18 protein-coding genes are annotated in these 15,751 nt (G+C 49.0%); 6 read left to right on the top strand and 12 right to left on the bottom strand.

What is annotated here, in order from left to right; translation table 11 throughout:
* Window positions 1-39: 39 nt before the first annotated feature.
* The 3 genes from pgsA to uvrY are packed head-to-tail and all read right to left on the bottom strand — an operon-like array spanning window position 40 to window position 3,130.
* Window positions 40-588 (bottom strand): CDP-diacylglycerol--glycerol-3-phosphate 3-phosphatidyltransferase, encoded by a 549-nt coding sequence (gene pgsA / locus C3D30_RS12130; protein ID WP_105286927.1) that lies wholly within the window; start codon window positions 586-588, stop codon window positions 40-42.
* Between the two features lie 56 nt (window positions 589-644).
* Window positions 645-2,477: an excinuclease ABC subunit UvrC gene (uvrC, locus tag C3D30_RS12125; protein WP_000116021.1), complete on the bottom strand. Its 1,833-nt coding sequence runs from the start codon at window positions 2,475-2,477 to the stop codon at window positions 645-647.
* Entirely contained in the window at window positions 2,474-3,130 is a 657-nt protein-coding gene (gene uvrY, locus C3D30_RS12120) for a UvrY/SirA/GacA family response regulator transcription factor (RefSeq protein ID WP_000611331.1), read from the bottom strand. Before uvrY ends, uvrC begins: the two co-directional genes overlap by 4 nt.
* 296 nt (window positions 3,131-3,426) lie before the next feature.
* Here uvrY and C3D30_RS20345 point away from each other — a divergent pair, with 296 nt between their 5' ends.
* Entirely contained in the window at window positions 3,427-3,603 is a 177-nt protein-coding gene (locus C3D30_RS20345) for a hypothetical protein (protein WP_032147866.1), read from the top strand.
* A complete protein-coding gene (gene yecF / locus C3D30_RS12115; RefSeq protein ID WP_000106474.1) occupies window positions 3,590-3,814 on the top strand; it encodes a DUF2594 family protein YecF in 225 nt (74 codons plus the stop codon). Before C3D30_RS20345 ends, yecF begins: the two co-directional genes overlap by 14 nt.
* Before the next feature lie 66 nt (window positions 3,815-3,880).
* Here yecF and sdiA read toward each other — a convergent pair whose 3' ends face one another.
* From sdiA to C3D30_RS12075, 8 genes are all read right to left on the bottom strand, one after another.
* Complete coding sequence (sdiA, locus tag C3D30_RS12110; RefSeq protein ID WP_001154263.1) at window positions 3,881-4,603, bottom strand: quorum-sensing transcriptional regulator SdiA; 723 nt, start codon at window positions 4,601-4,603, stop codon at window positions 3,881-3,883.
* 230 nt (window positions 4,604-4,833) lie between these two features.
* Window positions 4,834-5,586: an L-cystine ABC transporter ATP-binding protein TcyN gene (tcyN, locus tag C3D30_RS12105; RefSeq protein ID WP_001273017.1), complete on the bottom strand. Its 753-nt coding sequence runs from the start codon at window positions 5,584-5,586 to the stop codon at window positions 4,834-4,836.
* Complete coding sequence (gene tcyL / locus C3D30_RS12100) at window positions 5,583-6,251, bottom strand: cystine ABC transporter permease (protein WP_001158229.1); 669 nt, start codon at window positions 6,249-6,251, stop codon at window positions 5,583-5,585. The genes tcyN and tcyL overlap by 4 nt, the downstream gene beginning before the upstream one ends.
* 14 nt (window positions 6,252-6,265) lie before the next feature.
* Window positions 6,266-7,252 (bottom strand): D-cysteine desulfhydrase, encoded by a 987-nt coding sequence (gene dcyD, locus C3D30_RS12095; RefSeq protein WP_105286043.1) that lies wholly within the window; start codon window positions 7,250-7,252, stop codon window positions 6,266-6,268.
* Between the two features lie 104 nt (window positions 7,253-7,356).
* The gene (tcyJ, locus tag C3D30_RS12090) at window positions 7,357-8,157 is read right to left on the bottom strand and encodes a cystine ABC transporter substrate-binding protein (RefSeq protein WP_105286926.1); all 801 of its coding nucleotides are present in this window, start codon (window positions 8,155-8,157) and stop codon (window positions 7,357-7,359) included.
* A gap of 87 nt (window positions 8,158-8,244) precedes the next feature.
* Window positions 8,245-8,796 carry a flagella biosynthesis regulatory protein FliZ gene (fliZ, locus tag C3D30_RS12085; RefSeq protein WP_024192242.1) on the bottom strand — a complete coding sequence of 184 codons (552 nt, stop codon included), beginning with the start codon at window positions 8,794-8,796 and terminating at the stop codon, window positions 8,245-8,247.
* A gap of 45 nt (window positions 8,797-8,841) precedes the next feature.
* Window positions 8,842-9,561: an RNA polymerase sigma factor FliA gene (gene fliA / locus C3D30_RS12080; RefSeq protein ID WP_000839543.1), complete on the bottom strand. Its 720-nt coding sequence runs from the start codon at window positions 9,559-9,561 to the stop codon at window positions 8,842-8,844.
* 303 nt (window positions 9,562-9,864) lie between these two features.
* Window positions 9,865-11,139, bottom strand: a complete 1,275-nt coding sequence (locus C3D30_RS12075; RefSeq protein ID WP_105286925.1) for a FliC/FljB family flagellin — start codon at window positions 11,137-11,139, stop codon at window positions 9,865-9,867.
* 246 nt (window positions 11,140-11,385) lie between these two features.
* Here C3D30_RS12075 and fliD point away from each other — a divergent pair, with 246 nt between their 5' ends.
* The 4 genes from fliD (at window position 11,386) to amyA (ending at window position 15,167) form a co-directional block, all read left to right on the top strand.
* Entirely contained in the window at window positions 11,386-12,801 is a 1,416-nt protein-coding gene (gene fliD / locus C3D30_RS12070; RefSeq protein WP_000146818.1) for a flagellar filament capping protein FliD, read from the top strand.
* A gap of 15 nt (window positions 12,802-12,816) precedes the next feature.
* On the top strand, window positions 12,817-13,227 hold the full coding sequence (gene fliS, locus C3D30_RS12065) for a flagellar export chaperone FliS (protein WP_000286600.1): 411 nt from the start codon (window positions 12,817-12,819) through the stop codon (window positions 13,225-13,227).
* On the top strand, window positions 13,227-13,592 hold the full coding sequence (gene fliT / locus C3D30_RS12060; RefSeq protein ID WP_001015043.1) for a flagella biosynthesis regulatory protein FliT: 366 nt from the start codon (window positions 13,227-13,229) through the stop codon (window positions 13,590-13,592). Before fliS ends, fliT begins: the two co-directional genes overlap by 1 nt.
* A gap of 87 nt (window positions 13,593-13,679) precedes the next feature.
* On the top strand, window positions 13,680-15,167 hold the full coding sequence (gene amyA, locus C3D30_RS12055; protein WP_001245730.1) for an alpha-amylase: 1,488 nt from the start codon (window positions 13,680-13,682) through the stop codon (window positions 15,165-15,167).
* Window positions 15,168-15,200: 33 nt separating this feature from the next.
* Here amyA and yedD read toward each other — a convergent pair whose 3' ends face one another.
* Entirely contained in the window at window positions 15,201-15,614 is a 414-nt protein-coding gene (gene yedD, locus C3D30_RS12050) for a lipoprotein YedD (protein ID WP_105286037.1), read from the bottom strand.
* Window positions 15,615-15,751 lie beyond the last annotated feature (137 nt).

The following is a 15,751-nucleotide window of genomic DNA, read 5'->3' as shown; positions in this document are numbered from 1 at the left end:
ACCACTTTTGATCGTTTGCTGAATTTTGCGCCGAAACGATCACTGATCAAGCAAATCTGCGCGAGCTGCGCTCAAATATTGCAACATAGACCACAGAGTCAGTACCGCAGCCACAAAGAAAAGTGCAATACCAGCATACTCAACCCAAATGTTCGGACGCCATAACAGCCAGGCCAGCGCCACCATTTGGGCGGTCGTTTTTACTTTACCAATCCAGGAGACAGCCACACTGCTGCGTTTACCGAGTTCAGCCATCCACTCGCGTAGAGCAGAAATGATAATTTCACGGGCGATCATCGTTGCCGCTGGCAAAGTGACCCACCAGCTATGGTAATGCTCAGTTACCAGCACCATGGCAATGGCAACCAGCACTTTATCAGCTACTGGATCAAGGAAAGCGCCAAAACGGGTACTCTGATTCCAGCGACGCGCCAGAAAACCATCGAACCAGTCAGTCACCGCCGCAACGCAGAAAATGAGTGCGGCAGCAAACGGCGACCAGATGACAGGCAGATAAAAGACCAATACAAAGAATGGGATAAGGATGACACGGAACAGTGTGAGCAACGTAGGGATATTAAATTGCATAATGACGGGTAACTATCTGTTGTCAGTAAGATTACCCCTATGTTGCTACAGAGACATCAATGTTTCAACGACCAGAAGATCTTTTCTGCCAGACCTTGCGAAATACCCGGCACTTTTGCAATTTCCTCAACGCTGGCGTTACGTAAACCTTGCAAACCGCCCATATATTTCAACAACATTTGCCGACGTTTTGGTCCAACGCCTTCGATGGTTTCCAGCGTGCTGGTATTTTTGACTTTTGCGCGTTTTTTGCGATGCCCACCAATCGCGTGATCGTGTGATTCATCTCGGATATGCTGAATGACATGCAGCGCCGGTGAATCTGGCGGCAAACTGAAGCCCTCACCTTCAGGTTCGAAGAACAACGTTTCCAGCCCAGCCTTACGATCGGCTCCTTTCGCCACACCAAGCAACAGCGGATGGTTTTTATCCCATGAGACATCCAGCTCGGCAAAAACATTTTTCGCCTGCGCAAGCTGGCCTTTGCCGCCATCAATCAGGATCACGTCCGGAATCTTACTGTCGTCGATGGCTTTACCGTAACGCCGACGCAGCACCTGATTCATTGCCGCATAATCATCACCAGGCGTAATGCCGGTAATGTTATAGCGCCGATACTCTGCACGCAGCGGGCCGTTAGCATCGAACACCACACACGAAGCGACCGTTTGTTCACCCATGGTATGGCTGATGTCAAAACACTCCATCCGCTTCACTTCCGGCAATTTCAACACGCTGGCAAGCGCGGTCAGACGCTGGTGAACGGTAGATTGTTGCGAAAGTTTGGTGGTTAACGCTGTCGCCGCATTGGTGCGCGCCAGCTTCAGGTAACGTGCCCGATCGCCACGCGGTTTAGTCTGAACGTTAATCTTGCGCCCTGCCAGTTCTGAAAGGGAATCGGCGAGCAGCGTTTTATCGCTAAGATTAAAGTCGAGCAGGATCTCACCCGGCAAGGTGCGCATCTGGCTGCCCTGTAAATAGAACTGACCGACAAAGGTTTCCACCACTTCGCCCAGCTCCGTACCGCCAGGTACTTTCGGGAAATAACTACGGCTACCGAGCACCTTGCCCTGACGAATAAACAAGACGTGGACACAAGCCATGCCTGCATCGAAAGCGACGCCAATAACGTCAAGGTCATCACCTGTATTGGAGACAAACTGTTTTTCGGTTACACGTCGCACCGCCTGGATTTGGTCGCGAATACGTGCCGCTTCTTCAAACTCCAGATTCTGGCTGGCTGTTTCCATGCGACTAATCAGTTGAGTAAGTACCTGATCGTCCTTGCCGGATAAAAACAGGCGCACATACTCTACCTGCTGGGCGTACTCTTCTTCACTCACCAGTCCTTCAACGCACGGACCCAGACAGCGCCCTATCTGATATTGCAGACACGGACGCGAGCGGTTGCGATAAACGCTATTTTCACACTGGCGAATCGGGAAAATCTTTTGTAGCAGCGCCAGGGTTTCACGCACCGCATAGCCATTTGGGAACGGGCCGAAATATTCACCTTTGGCGTGTTTTGCGCCGCGATGCATAGCCAGACGCGGATGGGTATCGCCACTAAGAAAAATAAAAGGATAAGATTTATCATCGCGTAACAGAACGTTGTAACGCGGCTGATAAAGTTTGATGTAGTTGTGTTCCAGCAACAGAGCTTCGGTTTCGGTATGGGTAACCGTCACATCAATTTGCTGGATCTGGGCAACCAACGCTTCGGTTTTGCGCGAAGCGAGGTTGCTACGGAAATAGCTGGAAAGCCGTTTTTTCAGGTCTTTCGCTTTGCCGACATAGATAACCGTACCACCAGCATCATACATGCGATAAACGCCCGGTTGGCTGGTTACGGTTTTTAAAAACGCTTTTGCGTCAAACTGAACACTCACTGACTTGTTAATGTCTCCGCATTACACAGACCATGGCGAATTGCCAGGTGAGTCAGCTCCACATCGCCATGAATGTTTAATTTACTGAACATACGGTAGCGATAGCTGTTCACCGTTTTCGGGCTGAGATTAAGCTGTTCTGAGATCTCATTGACCTTTTGGCCTTTGGTAATCATCAGCATAATCTGCAATTCACGTTCAGACAAACTGGCAAATGGGCTTTCTGTTTTTTCTGGTTCGATCTGGCTTAATGCCATTTGTTGAGCAATGTCAGAAGCAATATAACGCTGCCCTGAATAGACAGAGCGAATCGCACTCACAACTTCCTGCGGAGCCGCACCTTTGCTGAGATAGCCCGCAGCACCGGCCTGCATTACTTTCGCTGGTAAAGGGTTTTCAGTATGAACCGTAAGCATGATGATTTTGACATCTGCTGTCGAGCGAGCGATTTTACGCGTCGCCTCAAGACCGCCAATGCCAGGCATACTCATGTCCATTAGCACGACGTCAACGGTGTTTGCCCGGCACCACTTAACGGCGTCTTCACCGCAGGATGCCTCACCGACGACTTTAATACCCTTTATATCTTCCAGAATGCGTCGTATCCCTGCGCGCACCAGTTCGTGGTCATCAACAAGTAGAACGTTGATCAAAGGAATATCTCCAGAAATAGGGATAACGCTACTGATAGTTAGTCATTCGTATATTAGCGGGTTTTATTGCAACTTTGAAACGTTAAAAATGGTGGGTATTCGATTTTTCTCTCGTTTTTGTAAATTCGATTGTCCAGAGTTATCGTCACGTCCGTCATCAAAGGTTTGCCAGCTCGTTTCGCAGTAAGGCTAACGCCGAAATGTGACAAAAATTGACTTTATTCAGCATAAATGAAAAATCAGCGGCATGAATATGTAACATGAATTAACCCGAACAATACGTGCGAAAAACATTCATGATAAAAATATTTATTACGCGTTATATTCCCTGTTTTATTACTATTGCTGATATCGTGAGCAAAAAACAACCACTGCTATTTTTAGCAAAGCTTATGGTATACTCCGCCGCCTTAACATTTTTCACCGCAAATTTTCATTGCAACATGACGAGGAAAATAAATGAGTACGCCTGATTTTTCTACTGCCGAGAATAATCAAGAACTGGCAAATGAAGTCTCCTGCCTGAAAGCGATGCTGACGCTGATGCTGCAGGCGATGGGACAAGCTGACGCGGGCCGCGTGATGTTAAAGATGGAAAAACAGCTTGCGCTGATCGAAGACGAAACCCAGGCTGCGGTATTTTCCAAAACGGTTAAGCAAATTAAACAAGCCTACCGTCAGTAATATAAAACCGGCTGAAAGCTCACCTTTCAGCCGGTTTGGCATCTTGCACGCCCAATGTAATAGATATCATATTAAGCCAGTTGCGGCTGCGTAGCAGGCAACCTGCGTCTTATTCGGTGCATTGATTTTTTTCTGCATATTTTTCTGATGGAAATTGACAGTATTCTCAGAGATTGACAGGATCATCGCTATCTCTGCTGACGTTTTACCTTCTGCGGTCCATTTCAGTATTTCTTTTTCCCGCTTGCTGAAATTCATCTCTGGCGTCATCACTATTTCATCATTTAAACGTATCAACGCCATCAGACTTTCACGCACCAATAGCTGCATTTTTAATTGCAGTTCATCACTAAGAATGGGTATTTCACGCGTACTGCTACGGGAAAAAGACAAAAACCCCAGCGCACGATTCGGCAGCATTAAATACTGAGTGACGCCACGGCGTAAACCATGCGCACGTGCGGCTTCCCATAGCGGCTGTGCTTCGTTGAATAAATCATCATTCCACAATAAATGCCCCTGACTGAAGTTTTCAGGGTTAAGTACCGGATCAATCGCGAGAAAGTTGTTGGTTTGATAATAACTGACCCATGACTCCGGATAATTGGTGTAGAAAGCCACTTTCGGTCGCGTGAATGGCACCGGGTGACGCACACATAATGAATAAAAATCGTACTCCAGTTGGTAAGTCTGATGCTCTATTTCATGGTAGACCTCTTCTGCGGCCTCCATCCTCTGAAAACGCAACAACATTGTGCGACGCCAGCTGAAAAAATCCGTATCCTGCATAGTTAACCGCTACGCCCCTGAGAGTGAGTATCATTTATACTGATAACTCAAACTATCACATAAATAAGATTTATATATAATTTATATTATTCAGACAATGAATTACTTTTGCAAGACATAGCATTCTCTTATGTTATTAATAAGTTATGCTGATTTATTAAGCGATTTATGCAGTCAGGAATACATTTTCGCCCCGACTAAAAAGCTGCCGGGGCTGATTTTTTCTTATTTTATTGCAACAGAAACTTCTCAAGGAACTGGCGTGTGCGGGGATGCTGAGGATCGGCAAATAAGGTTTTTGCAGGGCCCTGCTCCACTATCCGCCCTTGATCCATAAAGATCGCGCGGTCAGCAACGTCACGAGCAAAGCTCATTTCGTGCGTTACAATCACCATGGTACGCTTTTCCTGTGCCAACTGGCGTATGGTATTCAGGACTTCACCCACCAGCTCCGGGTCCAGCGCCGAAGTAGGTTCGTCAAACAGAATGACTTCAGGTCGCATCGCCAGCGCACGCGCAATCGCCACACGTTGCTGTTGACCGCCGGACAAACGACGCGGATAGCTGGTCTCTTTCCCTTCCAGTCCAACTTTTGCCAGCAGCTCGCGAGCGCGCGCCGTGGCCTCTTCCTTCGGCTCGCCTTTAACGATCACCGGCCCTTCAATAATGTTTTCCAGCACTGTGCGATGCGGAAACAGATTAAAATTCTGAAAGACAAATCCGACATGCTGGCGCAACTGGCGAATCAGCGATTTTTGCTGGCTTAACGAACGCGCAGTATCAATAGTGATATCGCCAACGGTGATGCTCCCCGCCTCCGGTTGTTCCAGCAAATTTATGCTGCGTAGCAACGTGGTTTTGCCGGAGCCACTTGGGCCGATAATCGCCACCACTTCGCCGGTTTTGACCTCCAGATCGATACCGTGCAGTACCGTTTGACCGTGGAATTTTTTCACCAGGTTTTTAACTTCTATGGCACTCATTTTGGCTCTCTCTCCTGGCGGTTAAGTTGATTCTCAAAATGGTTCTGTAGCGTCGATAACACTGTCGCCATAATCCAGTAGATGAGCGAAGCCGCCAGATACATAGTGAAAACTTCCAGCGTGCGCGAGGTAATCAACTGCGCCTGACGAAACAGCTCCGGCACCTGAATCGTCGCTGCCAGCGAGGTATCTTTTACCAGGCTGATAAAGCTGTTCGACAGTGGCGGCAGTGCCACCCGAGCCGCCTGCGGCAAAATTGCGCGACGCATAGTTTGCCACGGCGTCATGCCAATACTGGCGGCTGCTTCCCACTGACCTTTATCAATAGATGAAATGGCGGCGCGCAGCGTTTCGGCAGCATAGGCAGCGGTGTTCAGTGACAGACCAATCATCGCCGACGGAATCGGATCTAATTCAATGCCAAACTGCGGTAGGCCGTAGTAGATCATAAACAGTTGCGCGATGAGCGGCGTACCGCGAAAAATGGAAATGTAAAAACGCGCCAGCCAGCGCACGGGCCAGAGCGGCGACAGGCGCATCAGCGCGAGAATAAATCCCAGCAGTAAGCCAAAAAACATGCCGCCGATACTGAGTTGCAGCGTATACCCAGCCCCTTTAAGCAGGAACGGCAAAGAATCAATAACCAGTTGTATACTTTCTTGCATGAGCGTTTCCGGGGCTAGACGTGAGGATGATAGGCGAACAGCGCAGGCGCGCCGCCAGTATGAATAAACAGAATCGGCCCTTCGTCTTTGAAGCGTTTCTGACTGATGCCATCAATCAGCCCCGCCATCGCTTTTCCGGTATACACAGGATCAAGCAGAATGCCTTCCAGCCGCGCCAACAGTTTCACCGCTTCCATGCCTTCGTCGTTCGGCACGCCGTAGCCAGGCGCAAAATAGTCATCCCAGAGTAAAATTTCCGCTGATGCGCTCAGTTCCAGTTCTTTCGCGATTGACTGTTGTAGGTTAACCACTTTTGGCAACTGGTCAGCAACGGAACGTGACACGGTCACGCCAATCAGTTCGCTTTCTGGCATTAGATGTTCCAGTCCTACTGCCAGTCCGGCGTGAGTTCCGGCGCTGCCCGACGCCACCACCACCGAAGAAATATTAACCGCCCCTTCACACTGTTGCGCGATTTCCAGCGCGCTCTCCACATAGCCCAGCGCGCCTAAAGCATTAGAACCTCCAACCGGAATGACATACGGACGGAACCCTTGCGCTTCGACTCGCGTTGCCAGCTCTTCCAGTTGGGCATTGGGATCGGTCAGCGCATCGCACATTTCAATCTGGGTATTGAAGAGATCCAACAACAAGCGATTGCCGTTGGTTAAATAGTTTTCTGCGGCTGTTCCGATAGGATTCTCCAGCAGCGCCACACAATGCAGCCCAAGTTTTGCGGCGACGGCGGCCGTCTGGCGCACGTGGTTAGACTGAATCGCTCCGGCGGTAATCAGAGTGTCGGCACCTTCACGCAGGGCATCTGCCGCGAGAAACTCCAGTTTGCGTAATTTATTGCCGCCCATCGCCATCGGAGTGACGTCATCCCGTTTAATGAAAATTTCCCGCCCAAGATAATCAGAAAGACGCGGCAGATATTCGAGCGGCGTTGGTGCGCCGATAAACTCCAGCCGTGGGAAACGAGTTAAATTATGCAGTGGCATAAAAGCCTCCGGTGTGTGTTGTTGTGATATTGTTATTATGCACGCAGAAAACGCTTAAATAAAAAAGGCGCTAATTAAAGCGCCCTTTTTTGTCATTATGCGGGTTATTTGGTCACATCAGCACCAAACCATTTTTCGGAAAGGGTTTGTAGGGTGCCGTCTTTTTGCATTTCTGCAATGGCATCGTTAACCGCTTTCAGCAGGTCTTCGTTACCTTTGCGCAGCGCCACACCTGACTCCTGGCGGGAGAAGGCTTCGCCGGTTACTGCCAGCGTATCATTGGTTTTTTTCACCAGATCCAGCGCAGCCAGACGATCAACCAGGATGGCATCAATACGACCTACACGCAGATCCTGATATTTGGTCGGATCATCATCATAGGTACGCACATCAACACCCTGGACATTCTGCCGCAGCCACTCTTCGTAGTTAGTCCCCAGACCAACGCCAACTTTTTTACCTTTCAAATCGTCGGCGGTTTTAATGGTGCCTTCATTGCCTTTTTTCACCAGCGCCTGAATACCGGAAATGGTGTACGGGGTAGAGAAATCGTATTTTTTCTTACGTTCATCAGAGATGGTGACCTGATTAATCACCACATCAATGCGCTTAGAATCCAGTGACGCCAGCATACCGTCCCACTTTGTCGGTTTTAATGCGGCTTCCACGCCCAGATGTTTTGCCAGTTGTTGCGCAAACTCCACTTCAAAACCGGTCAATTTACCGTCATCGCCCTGAAAGCTAAACGGCGGGTAAGTCCCTTCCAGTCCCACCAGCAAAGTGCCCCGCTCTTTCACTTTATTGAGCAGACCTTCATCGGCAAAACTTTTCACGCTCATACCCGCAACCAGCGCCACAGCCATAACCCCCATCAGCGCCTGACGTCCCAGATGTACTAATTTCATATTCACCCCGAATGTTGTTATGTTGGTTTGCAGTGTAGAGCCATTGTTCGAAGACACAAAAACAACTCTGCTACATCTTATTCTTATTTAATATATATCAGAAGCTGACAGGCTGGGGGATTTCTGCGTAAGGTCACCACGGGTTTGCATCTGGTAGCACTGGTACTTACGTAATGCGATGCGATAATTATTGGTGCTGGTGGTGGGCAGCCAGGGAGCCAGGTTTTCATCAAGAAAACCATCCTGAAGCAGGTCGGAGGAAATATCGTGTTCGCTTAAATAATTTCCCAAACGACGTAGGCGTACCACATATTCGCGCACGGTGCCGGGGCTCATTTCAGTATGATCAAAGAGAAACTGTTTAAAGCCGATAATATCAAAAAAATCACTCTGGGTTTTGCAATGTAAATCGCCGCAGAAACGGCATAATGCCGCCCATGATTTTTGTTCTTCATACCAGCCATTTTCATCAAGCAGTGTATCAAGGCGAGATATCGCGATTTTATTCACTATCTTGCCATCGCGAACGAGAGTAATGCGATCGAGTAATTTACGGCAATATGCGCAATGAGTCTGGCTATGTTTAAAGTCTTTAAGATAGCGACTCAATGGCCGCCTTTTCTGGTGCTGCACCATTATTAAGAACTCCTGGTATTCAAAATTAATGTGCGGCATTTACCTAAGTTATAACTTACCCAGTTTGGTGCGTAACCGTTTAATAGCCTGGCTATGTAACTGACTGACCCGAGATTCACCGACTTCCAGCACTGCGCCAATCTCTTTGAGATTAAGCTCTTCCTGGTAATAGAGCGTTAATACCAACTGTTCGCGCTCCGGTAACATTTCGATGGCTTCCATCACCCGCTGACGCAAATTACCGTCCAGTAATTGCTGTAATGGGTTATCCCGCTGATGATCGTCAGTAACCAGTTCAATGCTATCACCGTGCTCTTCGCGCCACTCATCATAAGAGAAAAGTTGGCTGTTATTCGTATCAAGCAACATTTGTCGATAGTCGGCGATTTCAATCCCTAAACGTTCTGCCACTTCAGTTTCTGTGGCATTGCGGCCAAGTTCCTGCTCCAGTTGCCCTATTGCCTGTGCCACTTCACGTGCATTGCGTCGCACGCTGCGCGGCACCCAGTCACGGCTGCGAAGTTCATCCAGCATAGCACCACGGATACGCTGCACTGCGTAAGTTGTAAATGCCGTTCCTTGCAGGGCATCATAACGTTCAACAGCATTAAGTAATCCAATGCCGCCTGCCTGTAGCAGATCGTCAAGTTCTACACTCGCGGGCAGTCGAACCTGCAGGCGCAATGCTTCGTGACGCACCAGCGGGATATAACGCTGCCACAGCGAATGTTTATCCATTACACCTTCAGCGGTATAGAGTGATTTCACGATAAACAGCCCTGCGTTATATAAATAATCGGCATAATTATCCGTTTCTGCAGGTTTTTTAATCGGACGATTAATGGGTGAAATAAGGGGTTATTTGGGGTAATCGGTAAATAACGAGCAGAATAACCCCGCCGGAGCGGGGTTAAGATAGCTGACAAGGTCCGCCTCATCTTGCCGGATGCGGCGTGAACGCCTTATTCGGCCTACGCGAATATGCAAATTTATTAATTGCGATTCACCTTGTAGGCAGATAAGCGCAGCGCATCAGGCAATTTGGCGTTTGCTGTCATTATATTACGACGATTAGCCCTGCAGCAGAGACAGAACTTGTTGCGGCACCTGGTTAGCTTTAGACAACACGGAGTTACCCGCCTGTTGGATGATCTGCGCTTTCGACATGTTAGACACTTCGGTCGCATAGTCGGCGTCCTGAATACGGGACTGCGCTTCAGACAGGTTGGTGGTGGTGTTGTTCAGGTTAGTGACCGCAGAATCCAGACGGTTTTGAACGGCACCGAGGGAGGAGCGGAAAGTATCAACCTGTGCAATGGCTTTGTCTAAAAGTGCCAGTGGATCAGAAGTGGAAGCACCCGCAAATTCAGTATCCGTATCCAGATCTATAGCCTGAGTAATATTTGCAGGTGTAGCCTGATTATCCGCCCCTTTTGTAATTTCATAATTCTTACCCTGAACGGTTGCGAAACCAACGGCCTCTCCGTCAGAATTAGCAGCAACTTTAATCAAAGTATCATTTTTGGTAGCACCGGTAATATCACCGCCAGAATAAGTAATATCCGCTTTATTAAGAGTTATGCTTCCATCAGTTGCAACCGAAGCAGCGTAATTATCACTACCATAGCTCACAACATAGTTCTTAGTTGCCGCACCATCTTTGTCTAAGATATTGTGCAACGTTAAAGAACTGGCGCTAATCTTTTGCCCCAAAGCAGTACCAATATCTGTTGCTGCTGCATCCAGATCCACTTTAACTGGCGCGGCTGAACCATCACCTACCTGTGTCACTGTATCGCTTAATTTCAGCGCCCCGCCGGCAACGCTAAAACCACTTAAACCAAGGGCAGAAGAATCAATTTTCTGCAAGTCGATAGAGATGGTCTGCCCATCATTCGCGCCAACCTGAATATTCAGAGAACCGTTTTTCGCCAGCACGTTCACGCCGTTGAACTGGGTCTGACCGGAAACGCGGTCAATCTCATCCAGACGGGATTTGATTTCGTCCTGAATAGAAGACAGGTCAGAATCAGAGTTAGTGCCGGTCGTCGCCTGAACAGTCAACTCACGCACACGTTGCAAGTTGTTGTTGATTTCAGACAGTGCGCCTTCTGCGGTCTGCGCCAGAGAAATACCATCGTTGGCGTTACGCGCGGCCTGAGTCAGACCTTTAATGTTAGAGGTGAAGCGGTTAGCAATCGCCTGACCTGCGGCGTCATCTTTCGCGCTGTTAATACGCAGACCAGAAGAGAGGCGCTCGATAGAAGTCGACAGCGCAGACTGATTTTTGTTGATGTTGTTCTGAGTGATCAGCGAGAGGCTGTTGGTGTTAATGACTTGTGCCATAATTTTTATTCCTGTTTTTTAGCTCTACGGTTTAAGTATCGGGCTTCCACCCTTCGGCTTCGTCGCCGTCAACCCTGTTATCGTCTGGTCTCTCACAACCTTTAGAATTTTTTTCTAGCGGTCGAAATACTCCCCTTCCTCGTTGCTGTTCGTGTCATTAAGCCAAAAAATAAATCGTAAACTTTACCCCGCTTACGCCGATAACCCCGGTATTCGTTCTACATGTCGCATGATTAAGGAATCAATATGGCTAGTATTTCAACGCTTGGGGTTGGGTCGGGGCTGGACTTAAGCAACATCCTCGACAGTCTGGAGGCGGCAGAAAAATCTACCCTGACGCCGATATCAAAACAGCAAAGCTCTTACACCGCGAAACTGAGCGCCTACGGGACGCTGAAAAGCGCACTGGAGAGTTTCCAGACCGCCAACACAGCACTGAATAAAGCCGATTTATTTACCGCCACCTCAACCACCAGCAGTTCATCGGCTTTCAGCGCCACTACCACGGGTAGCGCGATTGCCGGGAAATACACCATTAGCGTCAGCCAACTGGCGCAGGCTCAGACGCTGACCACCAAAAATAGTCAAAAAGACAGTAAAGCCGCCATCGCCACCAGCGATAGCGTACTGACCATCCAGCAAGGCGGCGGTAAAGATCCGGTCACGATTGATATCAGCGCGGTCAACTCGTCACTTTCCGGTATTCGTGATGCCATTAACAACGCCAAAGCTGGCGTCAGCGCCAGTATCATCAATGTGGGTAACGGCGAGTATCGTCTGTCCATCACCGCTAACGATACGGGCAGCGATAACGCGATGAAACTTAGCGTCAGCGGCGACAGCGTCCTGGAAAGTTTTATGGGTTACAACGGAACTTCAGGTGATAGCAGCAATGGCATGATTGAAAGCGTCACCGCGCAAAACGCCAAACTGACGGTCAATAACGTTGAGATTGAAAACAGCAGTAACACTATCAGTGACGCGCTGGAAGATATCACCCTCAACCTGAATGACGTCACCACCGGTAATCAGACACTGACCATCAGTAAAGACACATCCAAAGCTGAAAATGCGATTAAAGCGTGGGTGGATGCCTATAACACATTGCAGGATACGTTCAGCAGCTTAACCAAATACACCGCAGTCGATGCCGGAGCAGAAAGTCAGGACTCCAGCAATGGCGCATTACTTGGCGACTCCACACTGCGTACCATCCAGACTCAGCTTAAAACCTTGCTCGCCAATACCCACAGCAGTTCAAACTATAAAACGCTGGCACAGATTGGCATTACCAGCGATGCCAGTACCGGCAAGCTGGAAATCGCGACCGACAAGCTGCAAACGGCGCTGAAGAAAGATGCCGCTGGCGTCGGTGAAATGTTTATTGGTGACGGTAAAAGTACTGGAGTAACCACCGGCATTAGCAGCAACCTGACCAGTTGGCTCTCCTCCACAGGGATAATCCAGGCCGCAAAAGATGGCGTCAGCAAAACGCTGAACAATTTGACTGATCAGTACAACGCAGCCAGTGAACGTATCGATACCTTAATGGCGCGCTATAAAGCCCAGTTCACCCAATTAGATGTGTTAATGAACTCGCTGAACTCCACCAGTAGCTATCTGACACAGCAGTTCGACACCTCAAATAGCAGCTCGAAATAATCTTCAGGAGAGACTATGTACAGCGCAAAAGGCACCCAGGCCTATGCCCAAATTGGCGTCGAAAGCGCCGTAATGAGCGCCAGCCAACAACAACTGGTCACCATGCTGTTTGACGGCGTGTTGAGCGCACTGGTAAGAGCACGCCTGTTTATGCAGGACAACAATCAGGAAGGAAAAGGCGTCTCTTTGTCGAAAGCGATCAGCATTATTGATAACGGGCTGAGGATCGGTCTTGACGAAGAAAGCCAGGACGAATTAACCCAGAATTTGATAGCCCTGTATAGCTATATGATCAGGCGTTTGCTGCAAGCCAATTTACGCAACGATGTCTCCGCAGTTGAAGAAGTGGAAACGTTGATGCGTAACCTTGCCGATGCCTGGAAAGAGTCTTTACTCTCCCCTTCTTTGATTCAGGATCCTGTCTGATGAACCACGCACCGCACTTGTATTTTGCCTGGCAACAACTCGTCGAAAAAAGCCAACTCATGTTACGCCTGGCGACAGAAGGACGATGGGATGAACTCATCGCCAGCGAAATGGAATATGTCAATGCGGTGCAAAAGATCGCACACCTAACGGAAGAAACGGAACCCTCTGCCATGATACAGGAGCAACTCAGACCGCTGCTGCGCCTCGTTCTGGAAAACGAAAACAAAGTAAAACAGTTATTGCAGATTCGGATGGATGAACTGGCGAAACTGGTCGGTCAGTCATCAATGCAAAAATCTGTGTTAAGCGCCTACGGTGATCAGGGGGGCTATGTGCTGGCACCGCAGGAAAACCTCTTTTGAGTTCAGGCAACGCTTAAAGAGATGGTGGCTCGCGAATAATCCGATTACGGCTACGCTTCTAATGTTCCCCTTGAGTGGAGTCGAAGAATGCGTAATCCCACGCTGTTGCAATGTTTTCACTGGTATTACCCGGAAGGCGGCAAGCTCTGGCCTGAACTGGTCGAGCGCGCCGACGGTTTTAATGATATTGGTATCAATATGATCTGGCTGCCACCAGCCTATAAAGGCGCATCGGGCGGGTATTCGGTCGGCTACGACTCTTACGATTTATTTGATTTAGGCGAGTTTGATCAAAAAGGCAGCATCCCCACCAAATATGGCGATAAAGCACAACTGCTGGCCGCCATTGACGCACTCAAACGCAATGACATTGCGGTACTGCTGGACGTGGTTGTCAACCACAAAATGGGCGCAGATGAAAAAGAAGCCATTCGCGTACAGCGCGTCAATGCTGACGATCGCACGCAAATTGATGATGAAATCATTGAGTGCGAAGGCTGGACGCGTTACACCTTTCCTGCTCGCGCCGGGCAATACTCGCAGTTTATCTGGGATTTCAAATGTTTTAGCGGTATCGACCATATCGAAAACCCAAACGAAGACGGTATATTTAAAATCGTCAACGACTACACCGGCGAAGGCTGGAACGACCAGGTTGATGATGAGCTTGGTAATTTTGACTATCTGATGGGCGAAAATATCGACTTTCGCAACCATGCCGTTACGGAAGAGCTCAAGTACTGGGCGCGCTGGGTGATGGAGCAAACGCAATGCGACGGTTTTCGTCTCGACGCAGTAAAACATATTCCGGCCTGGTTTTATAAAGAGTGGATCGAACACGTGCAGGAAGTCGCGCCAAAGCCGCTATTTATTGTGGCGGAATACTGGTCGCGCGAAGTTGATAAGCTGCAAACGTATATTGATCAAGTCGAAGGCAAAACCATGCTGTTTGATGCGCCGCTACAGATGAAATTCCACGAAGCATCACGCATGGGGCGCGACTACGACATGACGCAGATTTTCACCGGTACGCTGGTGGAAGCCGATCCTTTCCATGCTGTTACGCTGGTCGCCAATCACGACACCCAACCGTTACAAGCTCTCGAAGCGCCGGTTGAACCGTGGTTTAAACCGCTGGCTTATGCCCTTATTTTGCTGCGAGAAAATGGCGTCCCTTCCGTGTTCTACCCTGATTTGTATGGTGCCCATTACGAAGATGTCGGCGGTGACGGGCAAACTTATCCCATAGATATGCCGATAATCGAACAGCTTGATGAGTTGATTCTCGCCCGTCAGCGTTTCGCCCACGGTGTACAGACGTTATTTTTCGACCATCCGAACTGTATTGCGTTTAGTCGCAGCGGTACTGACGAATATCCTGGCTGCGTGGTGGTCATGTCAAACGGCGACGATGGCGAAAAAACCATTAATCTGGGAGAGAATTACGGCAATAAAACCTGGCGCGACTTTCTGGGTAATCGACAAGAGAGCGTAGTAACCGATGAAAATGGCGAAGCGACCTTCTTTTGCAACGGCGGTAGCGTCAGTGTGTGGGTTATCGAAGAGGTGATTTAAATTCATCCCCGGTGGCAAGCCGGGGAGATTTCATTACGGCAGTGGCGTCGGCAACGGCGCTTTTTCCAGTACGGCAGCACATTCAGCCGTCGGACGATTCACGCGTTCCATCGTCATGCCGTCATATTCGATAGTGTTACCATCACGTTCAATTTCATATAGCTCACGTTTGACAGTAACGTTAGTGAGATCATCCGATATCAGCGTCAACTTACCCGGTAAAGCAATCACCCGCTGCCACTGACGACAATCCAGCGTATCACCCTCTTTAGTAACAATCAGGCTACCTATCGCTTCAGGGCTGACCAGAGCACGCTGCGGCCCTTTGGTCTGCCAGTAACCCGCCAGCCAGTCTGGCGCGGGCGCTTTCACAACATTGTTATAATTTTCAACTTCGGCACAGCCAGCCAGCAGCATAAGTGCGCCTGCAATTGCGAGTTTTTTCATCATTCATCCTGCATGAGAAGAAAAGAGGATTGTGGCATTAATGCCTTGATGCTGCCAGCCTTTCCAGGCCTAAGGTGAAATTTGATCTAACCATTATTTTTGTGAATTATTGCCACGCAAATAAATTCTCCTGGTGT

Origin of the sequence: Escherichia sp. MOD1-EC5433, from assembly GCF_002966005.1 — a bacterium.
GTDB lineage: Bacteria > Pseudomonadota > Gammaproteobacteria > Enterobacterales > Enterobacteriaceae > Escherichia > Escherichia ruysiae.
Note: the sequence above shows the minus strand (reverse complement) of the source record. Positions and strands in the feature narration are given on the sequence as shown.